Annotated in this window: 13 protein-coding genes; 3 read left to right on the top strand and 10 right to left on the bottom strand. The window is 47.6% G+C overall.

Features of this window, described 5'->3' with window-relative positions; all coding sequences use genetic code 11:
• The first annotated feature begins 249 nt into the window (after window positions 1–249).
• Entirely contained in the window at window positions 250–1,563 is a 1,314-nt protein-coding gene (locus tag C0033_RS14025; RefSeq protein ID WP_103228503.1) for an NCS2 family permease, read from the top strand.
• Between the two features lie 13 nt (window positions 1,564–1,576).
• On the top strand, window positions 1,577–3,031 hold the full coding sequence (locus tag C0033_RS14020) for an amidohydrolase family protein (RefSeq protein ID WP_103228502.1): 1,455 nt from the start codon (window positions 1,577–1,579) through the stop codon (window positions 3,029–3,031).
• 207 nt (window positions 3,032–3,238) lie between these two features.
• Here the strand turns inward: C0033_RS14020 and C0033_RS14015 are convergent, their stop codons facing one another.
• The 3 genes from C0033_RS14015 to C0033_RS14005 all read right to left on the bottom strand — a co-directional run bounded on the left by C0033_RS14015 (window position 3,239) and on the right by C0033_RS14005 (window position 7,705).
• The gene (locus C0033_RS14015; RefSeq protein ID WP_103228501.1) at window positions 3,239–5,584 is read right to left on the bottom strand and encodes a glycoside hydrolase; all 2,346 of its coding nucleotides are present in this window, start codon (window positions 5,582–5,584) and stop codon (window positions 3,239–3,241) included.
• Window positions 5,585–5,697: 113 nt separating this feature from the next.
• Window positions 5,698–7,062: a HAMP domain-containing sensor histidine kinase gene (locus C0033_RS14010; protein ID WP_180994738.1), complete on the bottom strand. Its 1,365-nt coding sequence runs from the start codon at window positions 7,060–7,062 to the stop codon at window positions 5,698–5,700.
• Entirely contained in the window at window positions 7,043–7,705 is a 663-nt protein-coding gene (locus C0033_RS14005) for a response regulator transcription factor (protein WP_103228499.1), read from the bottom strand. The genes C0033_RS14010 and C0033_RS14005 overlap by 20 nt, the downstream gene beginning before the upstream one ends.
• Window positions 7,706–8,185: 480 nt before the next feature.
• Between C0033_RS14005 and C0033_RS14000 the strand changes: the two genes are divergently transcribed.
• Window positions 8,186–8,533: a NusG domain II-containing protein gene (locus C0033_RS14000; RefSeq protein ID WP_103228498.1), complete on the top strand. Its 348-nt coding sequence runs from the start codon at window positions 8,186–8,188 to the stop codon at window positions 8,531–8,533.
• On the opposite strand, the gene glp is transcribed toward C0033_RS14000, so the two are convergent.
• From glp to C0033_RS13965, 7 genes are all read right to left on the bottom strand, one after another.
• Window positions 8,530–9,732 carry a gephyrin-like molybdotransferase Glp gene (gene glp, locus C0033_RS13995; RefSeq protein ID WP_103228497.1) on the bottom strand — a complete coding sequence of 401 codons (1,203 nt, stop codon included), beginning with the start codon at window positions 9,730–9,732 and terminating at the stop codon, window positions 8,530–8,532. The genes C0033_RS14000 and glp overlap by 4 nt on opposite strands.
• A gap of 49 nt (window positions 9,733–9,781) precedes the next feature.
• The gene (locus tag C0033_RS13990; protein ID WP_103228496.1) at window positions 9,782–10,687 is read right to left on the bottom strand and encodes an alpha/beta hydrolase; all 906 of its coding nucleotides are present in this window, start codon (window positions 10,685–10,687) and stop codon (window positions 9,782–9,784) included.
• 533 nt (window positions 10,688–11,220) lie between these two features.
• Window positions 11,221–12,558 carry a C1 family peptidase gene (locus C0033_RS13985; RefSeq protein ID WP_242984501.1) on the bottom strand — a complete coding sequence of 446 codons (1,338 nt, stop codon included), beginning with the start codon at window positions 12,556–12,558 and terminating at the stop codon, window positions 11,221–11,223.
• Complete coding sequence (locus C0033_RS13980) at window positions 12,555–14,015, bottom strand: Sapep family Mn(2+)-dependent dipeptidase (RefSeq protein ID WP_103228495.1); 1,461 nt, start codon at window positions 14,013–14,015, stop codon at window positions 12,555–12,557. Before C0033_RS13980 ends, C0033_RS13985 begins: the two co-directional genes overlap by 4 nt.
• Window positions 14,016–14,029: 14 nt before the next feature.
• Window positions 14,030–15,880 (bottom strand): ABC transporter substrate-binding protein, encoded by a 1,851-nt coding sequence (locus C0033_RS13975; protein WP_103228494.1) that lies wholly within the window; start codon window positions 15,878–15,880, stop codon window positions 14,030–14,032.
• A 42-nt stretch (window positions 15,881–15,922) separates the two neighbouring features.
• Window positions 15,923–16,900 (bottom strand): oligopeptide/dipeptide ABC transporter ATP-binding protein, encoded by a 978-nt coding sequence (locus C0033_RS13970; RefSeq protein ID WP_147737673.1) that lies wholly within the window; start codon window positions 16,898–16,900, stop codon window positions 15,923–15,925.
• Window positions 16,901–16,904: 4 nt separating this feature from the next.
• Window positions 16,905–17,903: an ABC transporter ATP-binding protein gene (locus tag C0033_RS13965; RefSeq protein ID WP_103228493.1), complete on the bottom strand. Its 999-nt coding sequence runs from the start codon at window positions 17,901–17,903 to the stop codon at window positions 16,905–16,907.
• Window positions 17,904–17,909 lie beyond the last annotated feature (6 nt).

The following is a 17,909-nucleotide window of genomic DNA, read 5'->3' as shown; positions in this document are numbered from 1 at the left end:
CAAAAAACACCGGCTGTTATTATGCGTTCTGGAAAGTCGTATTACCAGTTAATTCAAAGTGGTATTACGACTTTTCGCATTTCACAGTTTTATGAATGGATTCACACATGTTTTTGTTATATTGTACAGAAAATATACTGTTTTTGCTTTCTTTATTGACATTTCGAGCATAAAGTCCTATTCTCAATATAAATCAACAGAACTTTCGCGAATTTTCTGACTAATTAATTTATCAGAAAGGATAAAATTATGAAACGACTAAATGAAACAATGGACTCTTTCTTCCATCTGACAGAACGGCAGACCACCGTACGGACTGAACTGGTGGCCGGCGCCACTTCTTTTATGACATTGGCGTTTTTAATCGCTGTCCATCCTTCCATCATGGCCAGCTGCGGAATGGATAAGGGAGCCATGGCTACTGTTACCATCGTAAGCGCAATGATCTTTACCCTGGCCTGCGGGCTCTACTGCAACATCCCGTTTGTCCTCGCCACCGCAATGGGGAGCAATGCGCTGATTGCCTATTCCATCGTTGGCGCAGGAATCGCGTCATGGCAGGTTGCCCTGGGAATGAATTTTATTTCCGGCGTCGTATTTGTCCTGATTAGTGTATGCAATATACGTGAAATGGTTGTAAAAGTAATCCCTAAAGGGCTTAAAATTACCATGGGCACTGCCGTGGGCGTATTTATCATCGCTACAGGCATGTCCAATATCAAGCTGATCCAATTAAATGGTTCCGGCTTTCTGAAGCTGGGAGAATTAAACAATCCTGAAATCATACTTGCGGCCGTGACTATCCTCCTCATCCTGATCTTTTCCTCCAGGAATATGAAATCAGGGCTGCTGCTGGCCATGATAATCGGTACGGTCATTGGAATTCCCATGGGCCTTACTACGGTTCCCGAAACGCTGGTCAGCCTGCCGCCTTCCATGGCTCCGGTTGCATTTAAACTGGATATTTTAGGCGCGTTGAAGCTGGTCTATATTCCATTTATCCTGGCATTTTTCATGGGAGATTTTTTCTCCACGGTAGGCAACCTCTTTGGTATCGGAGCCAAAGCCAACCTGCTGGATGAAGACGGAAATTTCCCGGAAATTAAAAAACCTTTTATCGTTGACGCTGTCGGCACCTGCATCGGAACTGTTATGGGAACCAACACGGTCACCATCTATGCCCAGTCCGCAGCAGGCGTGGAGGCAGGCGGCAGAACAGGTCTTACGGCTGTGGGCTGTGCCATCTGCCTGGGTCTTTCCCTCTTTTTTACGCCGATTGCGCTCATGGTACCCAACAGCGTTTCTTCCGCCGCTCTGATCACCATCGGTCTGGGGATGCTCAGCTGTATGGAAAAGCTGGATTACTCCGATTTCACGGAATCTATGCCTGCATTTGTCTCTGTGATGGGAACCGCCTACACATATAACATCGCTACCGGCTTATGTCTTGGCATCATTACCTGTGTCGTGACAAAGATCGCTGCCGGACGGGCGAAAGAACTGCATCCGGCCATCTACATCATCGCTGTTCCGCTGCTGTATTATCTCGTAGCGCTGGCATAAGGAGGGTAAAAATATGGGAATCACATTATTTAAAAACTGTAAATTCATATTTGTAAAGCCGGAGCCAGACGGTATTAAAAGCGGATTATCCGTTGCAGTGGAGGACAACAAAATCCTTTTTGTAGGAACGGAGGACGAATACCGCGCACAGCACCCGGGTAAAGCTCCATACACGGTAATCGACTGCTGCGACAAAATTGTAATGCCGGGCCTGGTGGACGGACATAACCATTTATGCAATACCCACATGAACATTTCCAGGGCATTTCCCTATGACTACGGACACATTTCCGAGCATATGCTGACCACGATTCATGACCCTTACGGCTGGCTCACACGTGAAAGCCTGTATGACATCTCCATGACCTCTGCCATTAATGCGTTAAAGCACGGGACCACAACGGTGGAAAACAGTACGATTCTGCCCGACACCGCCTATGAAGCCATGGAGGACAGCGGAATCCGCGGAATCCTAGCTCCCCAGATGGCATCCTCGTTCCGGCTGGATTCCGACAATCTTAACTGGAAGCAGTATCTGGAAAAAACCAGGGAATGCATCGAACATTATCACAATCCTGACCGCCGTATGACAGTGGCCGTTCATATTCATGATTTATGGGACTGCTTGGAACGGCTGATGGACGGGGCTATGGAACTGTCGGAGCAGTACAATACCCGGTTTGTCACCCATTTCTGGGAATTCAAAAATGCGGTTGACCGGGCGGATGAACTGTGGAAGGAGGAGGGCGGAGCCTTCGCCCACTACATGAGAAAAGGCCTGATTACCAGCAAAAGCGTTCTGTTCCATGGTTCCATGCTAAGGGAACATGAGATTGAGCAAATTGCGAAGGCAGGCGCTTCCGTCATCCACAATCCTGATATCAACGGTTCCAATTGCGGCAACTGCGCCTACGTGCCCTATATGCTGAAAATGGGCGTCAACGTCGGTCTGGGCAGCGATTACGGTTCCCTGGATGTTATGTCCGCCATGAAGCTGATGCAGATTCTTCATAAGATCATGCCAAGAGAGGAACGGGAATTTCCGTATCATAAGCCGTTTTACGCGGCCACGCTGGGAAGCGCCAAGGCTTATGGACTGGATCATCAGATTGGCACTCTTGAGGCGGGAAAACGGGCCGACATCATAACCATTGATTTGAAAAAAGCGTCCCATCTGCTTCCGATGTGCACCGCCCTCACCCGGGTAAAACCGGATCTGCTCTATTTCCTGTTCCTGAGAAACTGTGCGGGTACCACCACCAGCGAGACGATGGTCGACGGGAAGCTGCTCCGCAGAGATGGGGAATTCACTGAATTGGATGAAGAAAAATTCGTCCGCAGATCGTTTGAATGGACGGAGCGCTGCATGAATGACCTTGTGGCAAAGAAAGAACAGGGCGCACACTATGCGCGTATTATTCATCCCGATTTTGTACGCGATGAGGAAATTACTTATGATATTTTGTAACTGTTCAGTAGGTCAGCGCATTTACTGCGCTGACCGTAATAAAACTTGGAAAAGCAGGCAAAAATCCTATCGCCGCAGGCGATTTCGTATGGATTTTTGCTCGTAATTGTGAGGGTACTGAACAATTACGATATTTTAAACTAATGCACAAGACAGAGGGCTGCCATTGACGGCAGCCCTTTCGCTTTGGCATTCTCTTGCATTTATTTATTGATGGGCCTGACCTATTTCAGGAGTATAGAGTGAAACTTCCCCGTTCATTTCCATCAGCAGTGAATGGGCGGGAATGTTAACTCCTTCATAAGAATATTCGTCGCTGCCAAAATTGGCAACCGCCCGAAGGCCTGCGCCGTATTGGGTCATCTGGACAGAACCGTCTTCCTGAAGATACCGGAAATCTGTCATTTCACGGGTCACCGCCTGCCTGCCAAACTCGGACCAGACCTTCGTATGGCTCACAATCTCATTTTTATACTCCTGCCACTCTTCCCCGTCCAGATGATAGAGAGGCGGAACGTTATACAATACTTCTCTCAGCATTCGGTCCTTTACGGAACCGATAATTTTAAAGGTAGACCAGTCCCAATGGTAACCGGTTATAACGGAATCATTATAGACCAGCTTAAAAAGCGGAAGGTCATATACGGGATCGATGAAAATAGACCGATACTCTTCCTTTACAGGAATCCGTTTGGAAAAATGTTCCGCCACCCCGCCGGACGGATTGTAATACTTTCCAATATAATACGGGCTGTCCTTCCTGCTCTTCATATCTTCGTCCATCCAGGCAAAAGATTTTAATTCGATCCCATGAGCGAACGCGATATCGGCAGCGGAAAAATCATTACCCCCTTCCGAACCCACCACCATGCCGTACTGATCCCGGATATAGGCCATGCGCTCTAAACGGGCGGATAAATCCTCCTGCTGTGTGGTAACGTGTTCCGGCGTGTAATCATCATAGATTTCTCCGGTAGCGTCACAGTCAATAAACCAGGAGTTAAAGGGAATTTGAGACGACATGATCTCACCAACCCTCTGTTTTACGGAAGGCAGGGATAAAGTGGGATTCAGCTTACGTCCTACATTTTGAAAACCGGACGCTTTTTCTCCGTTTTTTAAAAGGACGGTGGCATTTTCATATAAAGAATGATCTTTAAATGACGCTGTAATCCACTGCTCCTCTCCCGGTTTGTGAATGGAATGATAGGAATCGTAGGGTCCGGTTAAATACCCGTTCTCCACGGCCCGCTCCACCAGTTCCGGTTTCGCATATGCCTGTTCCCAGCTGTTAAGGCCGATCCACGCCCGGTCAATGCCGGACGCTTTCATCTCGTCAATCAGGCCGGTGGTCTGGCTGTCCATCCACGTCTCTGCCGGGCGGAATACATCAGGAAGGCCGGACGCCAGCGCGTGTTTGTTCAGCTGAATCAAACCGGACTCGTCAAGCGCATCGATTCCTTTATTTAAAAGGCCTTTCATGGTTTCGTCCTGGGAGGTGAAAACCTCCGGGTCATAAAACTTCGCTGATTTCAGGATTTCACTCAAATACCGGCATATTATATTCTTCTGATACTGGCCCACATAATCCTGATTGGCTATGTCCCCAAATGCTTTCAGCGCCTCTTTCCCATTCTCGGTTTCTGCCGCCAGACTTGTCACCCGCTTTAACACCTCAGAATCCAACGCCCTGCGAAATGCAGGCCAATTAATATCTTCGGGAGCGATCAGGTTCTCTCCCCACAGATAGATTTGCGGCGCGCCGTACAGCTTTCTGATATTGGGATTCTTCTCCGCTTTTTCCTCCAACGTCATAAACCGCCCCTGTTCCTTTACATACCGGCGGTAAATCTTTGCCGCTGAAACAGGGCTGTTGTCCGTCAGATAGATACGGAAACTGCTCTCTTTTTCCGGGTCTATCTCCGGATATTCATGGATCAGACTGAACTGCACCCGGTCTTCCTCTGAAAATACTAAGCTGCTCCAAAACGGATTTTCCATGATATATAAAACGGCATAATCTCCGTTAACCGCCGCCCAAAAGGGCATGGAAAGCTGTTCTAACACGGAAAATTCATTTCCTTTTAAATAATTGTTCCATACGGGATCATCCGCCGGAATCCGTTTTCCTTCCCCAAAAGGCAGATAATAGGCGTCTCCTGCTATATAAGGCCATTGGAACTGATGATCCTCCGGTTTTTCCGAAACGATGGTAACATGCAGATAATCCAGTTCCGGTTTAATGGATACGGAAATATTTTCATCCGGATATTCCCAGCTCATCGATTCTCCGTCCTGCACAAAATTGGCGGTCCTGTATTCCTTTCCCGGAAGGGATGCCGGAACCGAAACCGTTCCGTCACTGATGGTCAGGGAAAAATCCGCCGGATTTGCTTCATAGGATATGGATGATGCGGGGATTTCCAAAGAATCCGTTTCCGGCCGCATCCCGGGCGTTTCTCCGGTCTGTGCACCCGGGACGCATCCGGCCAGCAAAGCCATGGAAAGGAGACAGACGCAGGAACATTTTATCGGTTTTCTGTAATTTTTCATTTTGAACCTCCTGTTTTTTCTGTTTACATTCCACATCATAAAACAGGCATGTTACATCCGTTTGACATCGTCAAGATGACAAAAATAAAATGAAATCAGGATTAACCGAACTGTCACGGAAATTCAACCGTAAATATAATGCGGTCATTTTCCAGCCCGCATCCGCATCGGAATCCATTCTGCACTGCAGCCGCTTTCACAATCGCCAGGCCAAGGCCCGTGCCGGACACCGCCTTATTCCTGGATTTTTCCGCAACAACAAAAGGTTCCCATATCTGCTGCAAATCGATCTGCCGGGGATCATTTATCCTGTTTTCCACACGCAGAATCACACAGCTCTCCGTCTTATGCAGACTTACAAAAACCTGTTTGTCCGCCGTGTATTTCACCGCATTGGACAGCAGATTTGACAAAATCATGACAACCGCCTCCTCATCGCCCATAACCGTCAGGCCTTCTTCCGCTTCGCACCCGAACCTGACCCGGCTGCATTCCTCCTGAAGGCGGTAATCCCGTATCAGCTCCACCAGGCTCCGGCTGATATCCACCGGCTTTTTAACCGCCTGCTGCCTCTGCATTTTCGCCAAATCTATAAGCCGCTCTATCATCTTTTCCATACGGTTATTCTGCAGGATGATGGTATCCAAAAAGGTTCCGTCGTCCAAGCCGTCCTTGATTCCGCCGGCATATGCTTTTATCAGGGCCACAGGCGTCTTTAAATCATGGGAAACGTTGGCTAACAGCTCTTTCATCTGTTCATTTTTAAGTTCCAGCGATTCGTGGGCCTCTTTTAATTTCATGCTCATATGGTTGATAGCTCCGGCCAGGTCCTCCAGTTCGTCTCCGCTGTGGATTTCCACGGTTTTATAGTCCAGGGCCGATATAGATTCGGCGGCTTGCCCGATTGTCCTGAGAGGGGATATAATTTTTTGCACCAGTACGGAGATCAGCAGGAACATGATAACAAGAGCTCCCGCAAATACGGCGACGGTCACCTGGTTAATCAAAGACATGGTCCTGTCAATGGAAGGAATGATCTTGGAAACGGCCACAAAATAAGAATCCACCGGCATATATACGACCAACAGGCTGTAATGAAGCCCTTCCTGGTTATAGATTCTCATCTTCCGCCCGTCCGTCATGGCATCCTGCTGATCCTGATCCCAAAGCCAGTATTTTTTCAAGCTGATTCCTTTATTGCGAAATGATTCCCTCAGTCTTTCATTTAACAGCTCATTGTCCTCTGTATTCTGAACCCAGGCGATTACCACATCTTCCGAGCTTTCCAACTCAGCGGCCGCCTCATCCACAGGCCCGTCATAGTCCTCCAGCAGCCCGCAGATGCGCCTCATCTCCTGTTTTTCCTGATAGAGAAAATAACGCTGGATAAAATTCTCATTCAAAAATAAGGACAGTAAAACCACTGCGGCAAATACAAATGACAGGCTGATAATAAATTTACGGGTTAATCTGCTCATCCGGTTCATCCATCCTATATCCCATTCCCACATAAGTGGTAATGTATTCTCTACCAATCTTCCCTCTCAGCCGTCTGATATGGGTATCCAAAGTCCTCTCATCCCCATCGTATTCTTCTCCCCATACCCGGTTAAGGAGCACCTCTCTCTGCAGCACAATCCCCTGGTTTCTCATAAATACTTCCAGCAGCAGATATTCCTTCTGGGTCAGGCGGATTTCCTCTTTTCCCACAAATACGGTCTGGGTTCTGCCGTTTAAAACGATGTCCCCGCACCTCAGAATCTCTTCCATCTGAAACATTTTTTTAATCCTCAATAACAGAATTCTGGGTTCAAACGGCTTTCGGATGTAATCGTCCGCCCCGCAGCTGAGCCCCGTTATCTCATCTTCCGTCTCACTTTTTGCGGTCAGCATAATGATTTTTAACGGCAGGGAACAGGATCGAATCTCTTTGCAAAGCTGTATTCCGCTCATCCCCGGCATCATCCAGTCCGCAATCAGCAGGTCATACCCTCCTTCGCAGGCCATTTTAAGCGCAGCGGTTCCATTGTCCGCAACAGATACCTCATATCCTTCCTTTTGCAGGTAGAGACGGATAATCCGCTGCATATCCGGCTCGTCTTCCGCGATTAAAATCTTCATATTTTCCCCTCCTTTTTCTATACTCTTTTTTGTGTATTTAAAAAGATTAACTGGCAGTATACCAGTCATACGCAGTTACGATTCAAAGTTCCGGTGGTCTTTGACGTCCGTTCCGGTTTTGGCAGTTTTCAGGAACTTTCCTGTGACTTTGCAGGGCATTAGCAATTCTAAACGCGCAGAATTTTTCGTTCAAGGGAAATGTCCACCTGTCTGAGTGTTAGCGAGTTTGGACATTTCCCTTGGTTTTTAGAAAAATCCTGCACGTTTAGAAGCGCTTATGTCCGAAACCGGAACTGGAAAGTTCCTGAAAACTGCCAAAACCGGAACGGACGGCAGAGACCACCGGGGCTTTGAATCGTAACAATACGCCGTTTTTGCCAAAACTTCAAGCAAATACCACCTTGGTATACGTTTTTCTTTATGATATAATACCATGGATAAAGAGAAAATAAACTGCACAATCAGATTGAGGACTCGAAAATGGATAAAAAGAAAAAAAGAGATTTAATTCTAATTGGAGTGATCCTGGCCGCCGCCGCCGTATTCAGCGCCGGAAGCTATATACTTAAACTAAAACCGGCTGTCTATGCGGAAGTGAGCGTGGACGGTAAGGTGGTGGAAACCCTGGATTTAAATGTGGATCAGGAACTGACCATAGAAGGCTATAACGGAGGTACCAACCATCTGGTCATAAAAAATAAGGAGGCTTACGTTACGGAAGCCTCCTGTCCTGATAAAGTCTGTATTCATCAGGGTAAAATTCATAACAGCACAGAGATGATCGTCTGCCTTCCAAACCGGTTCAGCGTAAGGATCGTTGGAAATTAACAGAGAATCACCGACACCTTGTCCCCGGGAACCAGTTTCTTCGTTCCGGCCGGAATGTCGATCAGACAGTTACATCTCATCATAGACCCTAAAACGCCTGAGGAATGAAGTCCCTTAGGCAGGGTCACTTTCCCGCCGTCAATCACTCCGCGGACCATTCTTCTCACCCTGCTTTCCTTTAAAAAGGAATCTGCCATGATCCCCTCTTCCACTTTTGGTATCAATGCATCCTGATGGCTCAGCTTCGCCAGTACAGGCCTCACCAGCACTTCCATATTCACTACAGCGCCGAAGGGATTTCCTGACAGGCTGATAATCAGCGTATCATCGTAAACAGAACACAGGGTGGGCATTCCCGGCTTCATGCGGATTCCCCAGAACAGTCTGCGTGCGCCGATTCCATTTAAGGCCCCATGCATGATATCTTTTTTGCCCACTGAAACGCCGCCTGTGGTAATGATCAGATCCGCCTCAGCTGCGGCTGCCTGAATCATTTTTCCCATGACTTCTTCGTCATCGCCCACCGCCTGCATCATAACCGGCCGGATACCCAGCTCCATCAGCCGGGACACCAGCACATAGAGGTTGGAATTATAGATCTTTCCAGGCACAAGGGGATTTCCCGGCTCCACCAGTTCATCTCCTGTGGCAAATACGGCCACTCTCGGTTTTCTGTATACAAGAACCCGCTCCCTTCCCATGCTGGCCGCAATTCCTATGGCGATGGAGTCCATCGCGGTTCCCCGCTCTGCAAGGCAGTCTCCCTGCTTAAAATCCTCGCCCTGAAAACAGTAATTTTCATAGGCATGGTGTTCCACAAAGACTTTCACCTGTTCTTCTCCATAATCCGTGTCTTCCTGGCGGACGATGCAGTCCGCACCGGATGGGATGGGCGCTCCTGTCATGATTCTAACCGCTGTTTTTTCTTTTATAACGGCGTCTGTATAACTGCCGGCCATAACTTCATTTATTACATTTAAAATTACCGGGCACTCCTTAGAAGCCCCTTTTATATCTTCCGACCTGACCGCATAACCGTCTAACGGAGACCTGGGAAATGGAGGCTGGTCCATGGGCGACAAAAGATCTTCTGCCAGCTCACAGCCAAGGGCGTCTAACAGAGAGACTTCTTCCTCGATCCCATGAGGAATTTCCTGCAGCATCAGTCCCATCACTTCTTCAATTGTCGCTCTTTCCATTTTTACTCCTTTTTACCTTTTACCGTCATTCATTTTTTATAATCATCCATTACAGCATACCAAATTCTCTTTGGAAGGAAAGGACCAGACCGTCCCTGATCCACCGGGTCATTGGCGCATCGTTTACCGCATCAAATCCATGGCCTACTCTGGGCATCATATACAATTCCACCGGCACTGCATCCTTCATCAGGCTGCGGGCGTATTTTAGCCCTTCGTCCCTCAGCGGATCGTATTCAGCTACAATAATCAGTGACGGAGGCAGGTTGGAATAGTCGATTGCTAAGTTGGGGATGGCATAATAAGAAGGAATCTGACCATTAAAGCCTCCCACATATTCCACAAAGGCGGAGGACAGATTATCCCCGCAAAGCACCGGAGCCCCATACCGCATCTGCTCTGCCGATAAAGTGGGGCCAAATCCTATGGCTGGAACATTCATTGCATTAAAGGATATCTTAGGGCCGTCATGGTCACGGATATAAAATGCCAGACCCGCGCACAGGTTTCCTCCCGCGCTGGTGCCAAAAAGCCCCATCCGCTCCCTGTCTCCTCCCATCTTTTCTGCATGGTCATACATCCACTGCCATACCGCCCGGCAGTCGTCAAGAGCCGCCGGAAAGATGTGCTCAGGTGCCAGCCTGTAATTCAGCGCCACCACTAAAGCAGGTATATTCATCGCCAGATATGCAATCCGATTGCTGTCCATATCATAATCCCCGCTGGTAAAACCGCCGCCATGAATATCCATAATCATAGGCAAAGGCTCTTCCTCCGGTTCATGATCCGGCTTGAATATACGTATCTCAATATCCGGAGCTCCGTTAATTCCAGGAACCGTCCGATCCTCAATCGAAAGCCCTTCCGGCTTATGAAAAACCCTCAAAAGTTCCTGGGCTTTTTTCATATCCGCCGATTCAAATACTTTATAATGCGGATGCAGCTGTATCTTCATACGTTTCCCTCCATTTTACACTCATTTACTTAAACTTTCCATTACAAATTTAAATAGATCGTGAAGGGATTTTCAGAAATGCCTTCAGGTTTTTACTTAAAACGTCAAGGCTTTTCGCAAAATGCCTTCACCCTTTACATTAAATCCTCAAGGCTTTTTCGAAAATGCCTTCACCCTTAATGTAAATCTTTTTTTCCTCAGCTAGCCAAGCACCAGCTGGAAAGAAGGGGGAACCTGGGTGGGCGGCGGAAATGATATGGGATCGGGGATCGTGTGCAGACCCTTAGAGGTACTTGGCCGACAGGAACGGAAAAAGGCAGACAAATACTGAATTCCGAATCAGTATTTGAGGCGCCACTGAACGATGAAGTCATAAAGAGTTCATCGTGAATGGCGCCGCGCTGCCTTTTTCCGTTTCTGGCGGCCTAGTACCTCTTAGGGTTGAAACTCGATCCCCTATCCCATATCATTTCCGCCGCCCGCCCAGGTTCCCCCTTCTTTCCAGCGTTTCTTTTATACTAAAACAAAGCTTTTCACTCCCCCGCCAAAGACCCCATGGGGTCCCATGGCTCCAGTTCTTTAGGTTCTTCCGAAAGAGCCGTCTGCAAATCCTCAGGCAGATATTTTTTATGTACCACCGCCTGATAGGTAAACTCATCAAACCACTTGGCGCTCATTACGAAATATCCTTTTTGTCCGGCTTCCTCGCCCCAGCTGTTTTCTATTTTCCACCGGTTCGGCAAACCGTTTTCATCGAAATTCACACCTGCGATTACCATAGCGTGATTCATGGCGCTGTCTCTGTAATCCAGGCTCTCTTCCTTGCTCAGGCCAAAGGTAAGCCCTCCTAACATCTCGCCGTAGAGGAAAGAATCCTGATCCCAGATACCAAGCTTCCGGTCTCCGAATTTGGAACAGTCGCTTCCAAACCATACCGGTTCTCCGTCTTTTAACTGGTTTACAACCATTGCCTTCAAATCGTCCATCGGAACGTTGATGTGGCGGACGGAATCTTCCACTACATTGCCAAGATATTTTACCGTATAGGCTTTTCCATATGGTTTATCCGTTGTAGGGGAATTGATAATGCTGACGTAATCGGCTAAATCCACCCCGATGTATTTCTTGTAAAATGTCTCCGGAGTCAGGTTTCTGTCCTCAAAATAGTTTTTATCCCTGTCTCTGTACTCAAAATCGAAGGTATCCGCCGGTTTTCCAAAGCAGATGCACAGAGCCCGGTACATTTCTGTAAGCATCTCTTCCTTCCGCTCCCACGGCTCTTTACCCTGGGAAACTATGGAACGCAGTTCGATGGCGTATTCTCTCAGTTTCCTGTTGATCATCCGGCTCATCACCCTGGTGTTGGATGACTGATAGGTTTCCGGCATGGCAGAAAGAGGCACCACGCCGTATTTTTTAATGATGGATACGATCATATCCCACTGGCCGCCATCGCTGATTCCCTGGAGAATCCAATCCAGAGTCCGGTCTCCGACGGGAAGGTCTGCGCTGTCTATCACGGATTCCAGGAAATAATTGATTTTCTCAAATTTATCCCAAAAGGCAATATAATTTTCCGACAGCTCAATCCGGTCCATGTTGCAGTTCTTAGCGGCCACTTCCCGAAGGATGTTCAGCGCCGCAAAGATCCAGCACCGTCCGCTGGCCTTCTGCCAGGTAACCTTGGAATCGCACAGGTCGATGGAAAATGTCATATCCAGTTTCCGGGCCGCCGTATCGCAAAAAGAGATATCCGACAGCTCCGATTTAGACGCCGCACAAGCCAGCGCCCGATTGGCTGAATTATTCTCAAATTCGTCGGCACACCGCTTTAGCAGCTCCTTTGTTATAGGTTTTACTTGTTTCATCATCTGATTTGCTCTCCTGAATTTTCATCCCGTTCCGCCTGAATCATCTCGTCAATGGCCAGAATGGACATCACATAGATCTTTATAGCATCTAAAATACCCTGAATATTTCTGGCTTCATCCGGCTGATGGACTGCGCCGTGGCCCGGGGGAAGGAAATCGGCATGCGTTCCGTTTCCTCCGCCGTACCCGACCGCGCGTTTTAATTTTCTCGCATAAGTTCCGCCGTCGATTACGTAAGCCTCTCTGTCAAGTCCCGTTACCTCATGATAAACCTTCATCAAGGTCTGCACATAGGGATCGTCTTTTGCCAGATACAGAGGACCGTTATTGGTGATATCCTTAACGACAAAGCCTTTGTCCGTAATCACCTTCAAAAGTTCTGTTTCAATTCTTTCCCGGTAATCCGTAACAGGATAGCGGATATTGAATAAAATCTCCGGCAATGTACCGTCCATTTTGGCCTTTACCGCCGCACAGACTAATTTTCCGGAAGGTTTGTCACTCCAGTCAATTCCCAGTTTTTTTCCTTCATAATCACCTGTAAATTCTGCAATGCTGGCACAGATATCCCGGTCGGACGGATCTAAAGCCTCCAGATCTTTTAAGAAATCCGCTAACACCCATATGGCGTTAATGGTTCCGTCCGGCATGGAACTGTGGCCTCCGGTTCCATGCGCCGTAACGATAATCATATCATCTGCTTCCTCGACTGCAATATCTGCTCTTGAACCGGCGGCTTTAACCGCCTGTTCATAGAACCGGGGGCAGCGGCAGATTCTGGCCTCTGCCTTTTCCGGTATCATGTTCTCCGCCTTGCCGCCGGAAAAATCTGCGATTTGAACGAATCCGTTTTTCGCCTGCAGAGACAGTTTCAGATTACCTTTTTCTCCGTAGCACACCGGAAAAAACAGGTCCGGAACCATGGAATAATCAGGCATCAGATGTTCTTTGGCGAACCGTTCGATATCCTTCATTCCTTTTTCTTCATTGCATCCGAAGTACAGCATCAGATTGCTTCTCAGCGGAATATTCAGTTCTTTTACTGCCTGCATAGCATACATCCCGACGACTGCGCCGCTTTTATTGTCTCCGGCTCCGCGGCCAATCAGGAATCCCTCTTTCTCTATGGGCTCAAAGGGCTCATAGATCCAGTTGTCCCCTACTTCCACCACGTCCAGATGAGAGAATATGCCGATCAGGCCATTGTCATTCTTCTCACATCCGTAAAGGGCCGTACCATACCAGTAATCATGATTGTTGACGTAGAAGCCCCGCTCTTTTGCCATGGAAAGCGCCTGATCCAATGCTCTGGCGCATTCCTCTCCAAAAGGCTTTTCTTCATCTCCGTCGACGCTGATGCTGGGAATCCGCACCAGCGTCTTTAAATCTTCAACAATCGCATCCCGGTTCTGGTTTATGTATTGCTCTACCTGTTTCATCAGTTCCTGTTTATCCATGATTCCCTTACCTTTTATTTTTTATTTGCAAAATAAGCTCTTAAATATTTCTCCGTATCGCCTGGCTGATAAGGCAGTTTGTTGCCCGGATCAAGACAGGTTGCAAGCGGGCTGTAGCATTCAAGGGCATTGCCACCTAAAACTGCTTTGATGTCTTCAAAATTAATCGCAGATGCAACTGCTTTTCTTAAATCTGCGGAATCAGATACGATGGAATTTCCATGCATATTGAACGCTAACATGAACACGCGGATACCGGAGAATTTCTTCAGGCTTAAATTCGGATCGGATTCTGCAACATCGTATTTTGTCTGAGGAATATTGTAGCAATAGTCCACATCACCGCTTCTAAGTGCGGAAAGGGCTGTCTCCTGATCTGCGATAAATTTGTTTGTAAGTGTTTTGATTAAAGTGCATTCCGGATCTTTTGTGCGGATTGCCGGGTTTGCAACAAAGTTCATCTGATAGTCGTTCATGGATGTGAGCACATAGTTTCCGCTTACGGATAACTGGTTGTCATAGCTGGCGCCTTCTACTGTGGTAACGGAATCGCCGTACAGACGGTCTTTAGTCGCATCATAATTTGCAATATCCACATCCTTGTTCATGTTTTCTACCCATTCGCTGTCCACAATACCTGCTCCATGGAAGGTCAGGCAGTTTAAGATCTGTGGGAACGGTACGGAAGTGTTGCAGCGTACAACCTGGTAATTTCCTGCTTCATTGTCCACTTCATCTCTTCCTGCTACAACATTGCTTATCGGTGTAATACCATTTTCCAGGATTTCCTTCACTGTTTTTCCGTCAGCTGTTTTTATGCTTTCAAGTTCGCTTAAATCAGTTACCAGTTCAACGGTATCCAGGTTTTCATACATACTGTAAGTCTGGTGCATTGGAATGGAATTTTTGTCTTTTGCTCTGTTTAAAGAATAAACTACGTCCTCACCGGCTACTTTAACGCCTGAATCATATACGTTGCCGTCTTTATCAACTCTTGCAAATCCACAGTCATCTCTGAGTACAAAGTAGTAAGACTTATTATCTTCTGAAATCGCATAATTATAGGACAGAGAACTGTCTGTTGTAACGCTCCAGTCAGGAGCCAGGGTTACCAGATGGATATAGAGTTCATCTAAGGTATATCCTGAACTCTGGTCGTCCGCTCTGATCGGATCCCATGTGGTGATGCTGGAACCGGTCTGTGTGATTACGAGTGTTCTGGTATCGCGCTGGGTAGTATCGGCATAATCGATATCTTCCCATCTCTGGTTATTTACAATGCTGTCCGGATTCAGTACATTGCTGAAAGCGCGGGCATTCAGGTTCTGGTATAAAGGAGTCATATAGCACTGCTCTTCGATTGCCAGTTTTTCTGCTTTTCCATAAGTTTCTATGTATTTGTCCTCTGTTTCACCTGACGCCTGAATAACCAGTTCGTCTAAAGCAGGGTCATTGATGCCCGTAACATTGCTGTCGCCTGTGCTCAGCCAGATTCCGCGGCAGCCGTAGTCAGGTGTTCCGATAGGGTTAGCCCAGCCGGTCAGTGCGATATCAAAGTTGCCGTTTTTCTCCTGCTCCTTAAAAGTTGCTCCGTCAGATGCGGCGTTCATCTCCACTGTCATTCCCGCTTTCGTCAGTTCGTCACGGATAACATTTGCCACATTTTCATTGCTGGACTGATACAGAAGCCTTAATTTCACTTCACCGATCTCAACGCCTGCGTTGGGGTCCGCTTCCTGGTTTGCAGCTGTCTGGCTTTCCGCCGCAGCTTTTGTGGTATCGCTCTTCGTCTGCACATTACATCCGGTCATGGATACCGCCATGGCACCACATAATAATAAGGACACCAGTTTTCTTTTTTTCATAGATTATATTCCTCCTTGGATTTATTTTATCGGCATTACCGATTAAAACCTTAATTTGCCTTCCATCATTTCCTTTGTTCTGTGGCAGGCCACAAAATGATCCGGCTTCACCTCTTCAAACACCGGGTTGTCAATTAAGCAGCGCTCGGTTGCAAATGGACACCTGGGAGCGAAACGGCAGCCCGGTTTTGGATTTACCGGCGATCCGATTTCACCTTTTAATATGATTTTCTCCTTCTTCACCTTCACGTTTACAGACGGTATGGCGGAAAGAAGTGCGATGGTATATGGATGAAGCGGATTTTTAAACACCTCATTTTTAGGCGCTTTTTCGATCATCTGTCCCAGATACATAACGCCGATATTGGTGGAAATGTGTTTGATTACCGACATATCATGGGAAATGAATATGTAAGTCAGCCCCAGTCTCTCCTGTAATTCCATCATCAGGTTGATGATCTGCGCCTGTACGGATACGTCCAATGCGCTCACCGGCTCGTCGCAGACAATAAACTTAGGGTTTACGGAAAGAGCTCTGGCGATAACCACCCTCTGACGCCTTCCGCCGTCAAATTCATGAGGATACATGTTGTACATGCGCCGGGACAGTCCGGTCAGTTCCATCAGTTCCTCCACCCGTTCCCGCCGTTTTGCGGCATTTCCATAGAGATTGTGCAGCTTTAAAGGTTCCTCAATGATCTGTGATATGGTGTATCTTGGATTCAGCGACGCATAAGGGTCCTGGAAAATGATCTGCATCTCTTTTCTCATCTGGCGCATCTCTTCTTTATCAAAAGACACGATATCCATATCGTTGAAGATCACCTTGCCGGCCGTCGGCTCATGAAGCCTTAATATGGAACGTCCCAGCGTACTTTTTCCGCAGCCGGATTCTCCTACGATTCCCAGGGTCTCCCCTTTTTCAATTTTAAAGCTTACATTGTCCACCGCATGAAGCTGTCCGCCATTGGCTACCTGAAAATATTTTTTAAGTCCGATTACCTCCAGCATTGTGTTCATGGCTTCACGCCCCTTTCTCATCATCGCCGTTTCCTAACGGGAAGAAACATTTGTATCTGTGGCTTCCTTCCGTCATTTCCGGAGATTTTGTTTTACAGATTTCCTGGCAGTATTTACATCTGGGATGGAAGTAGCAGCCTGTTGGCGGCTCCGCCATGTTGGGCGTCATTCCTTCAATGGGAACCAGCTTGGTGCTGTCTTCATCCAGTTTTGGTATGGAATCGAACAGGCCGCAGGTATATGGATGTCTGGGATTTAAGTAAACCTCTTCCACCGTGCCTGTCTCAACGATTTCACCGGCATAGACAACCGCCACCTTGTCACAGGTTTCCGCCACCACGCCTAAATCATGGGTTATCATCACAAGTCCCATCTGGAACTTATCTTTTAAGTTCATCATAATATCCAGCACCTGAGCCTGAATGGTAACGTCCAGGGCCGTGGTCGGCTCATCCGCTATCAGCAGGTCCGGATTGCACAGAAGAGCCATGGTGATTACCACCCTCTGCTTCATTCCTCCTGAAAACTGATGAGGATAATCGTTAAACCGCTCCGCCTTCACCCCTACCAGCTCCAGCATCTCGATACAGCGTTTTTTCGCCTCTTCCTTGCTGATCTTATTATGTCTTCTTAAAACCTCGATCAGCTGCTCTCCCACCGTCATGGTTGGATTCAGCGCCGTCATAGGGTCCTGGAAGATCATGGAAATACCGTTTCCTCTTATCTTTTCATTCTCTTTATCCGAATTGGTAATCAGGTTTTTGCCTTTGAAATAGATCTCGCCTTCGGTAATCACACCCGGCGGGTCCGGCACAAGCTGCATGATCGCCATGGCCGTGGTTGTTTTTCCCGCTCCGGTCTCGCCTACCAGGCCGATGCTGTCGCCCTCATTTAAGTCAAAGCTGATTCCATTGACCGCATATACTTCCTCTTCGTCGGTGATATAGTGCACATGCAGGTTTTTCACCTGCAGAATACATTTTTTCTCCTGCTGTTCCATCATCCGTCT

Origin of the sequence: Clostridium sp. chh4-2, assembly GCF_002899675.1 — a bacterium.
GTDB lineage: Bacteria > Bacillota > Clostridia > Lachnospirales > Lachnospiraceae > CHH4-2.
Note: the sequence above shows the minus strand (reverse complement) of the source record. Positions and strands in the feature narration are given on the sequence as shown.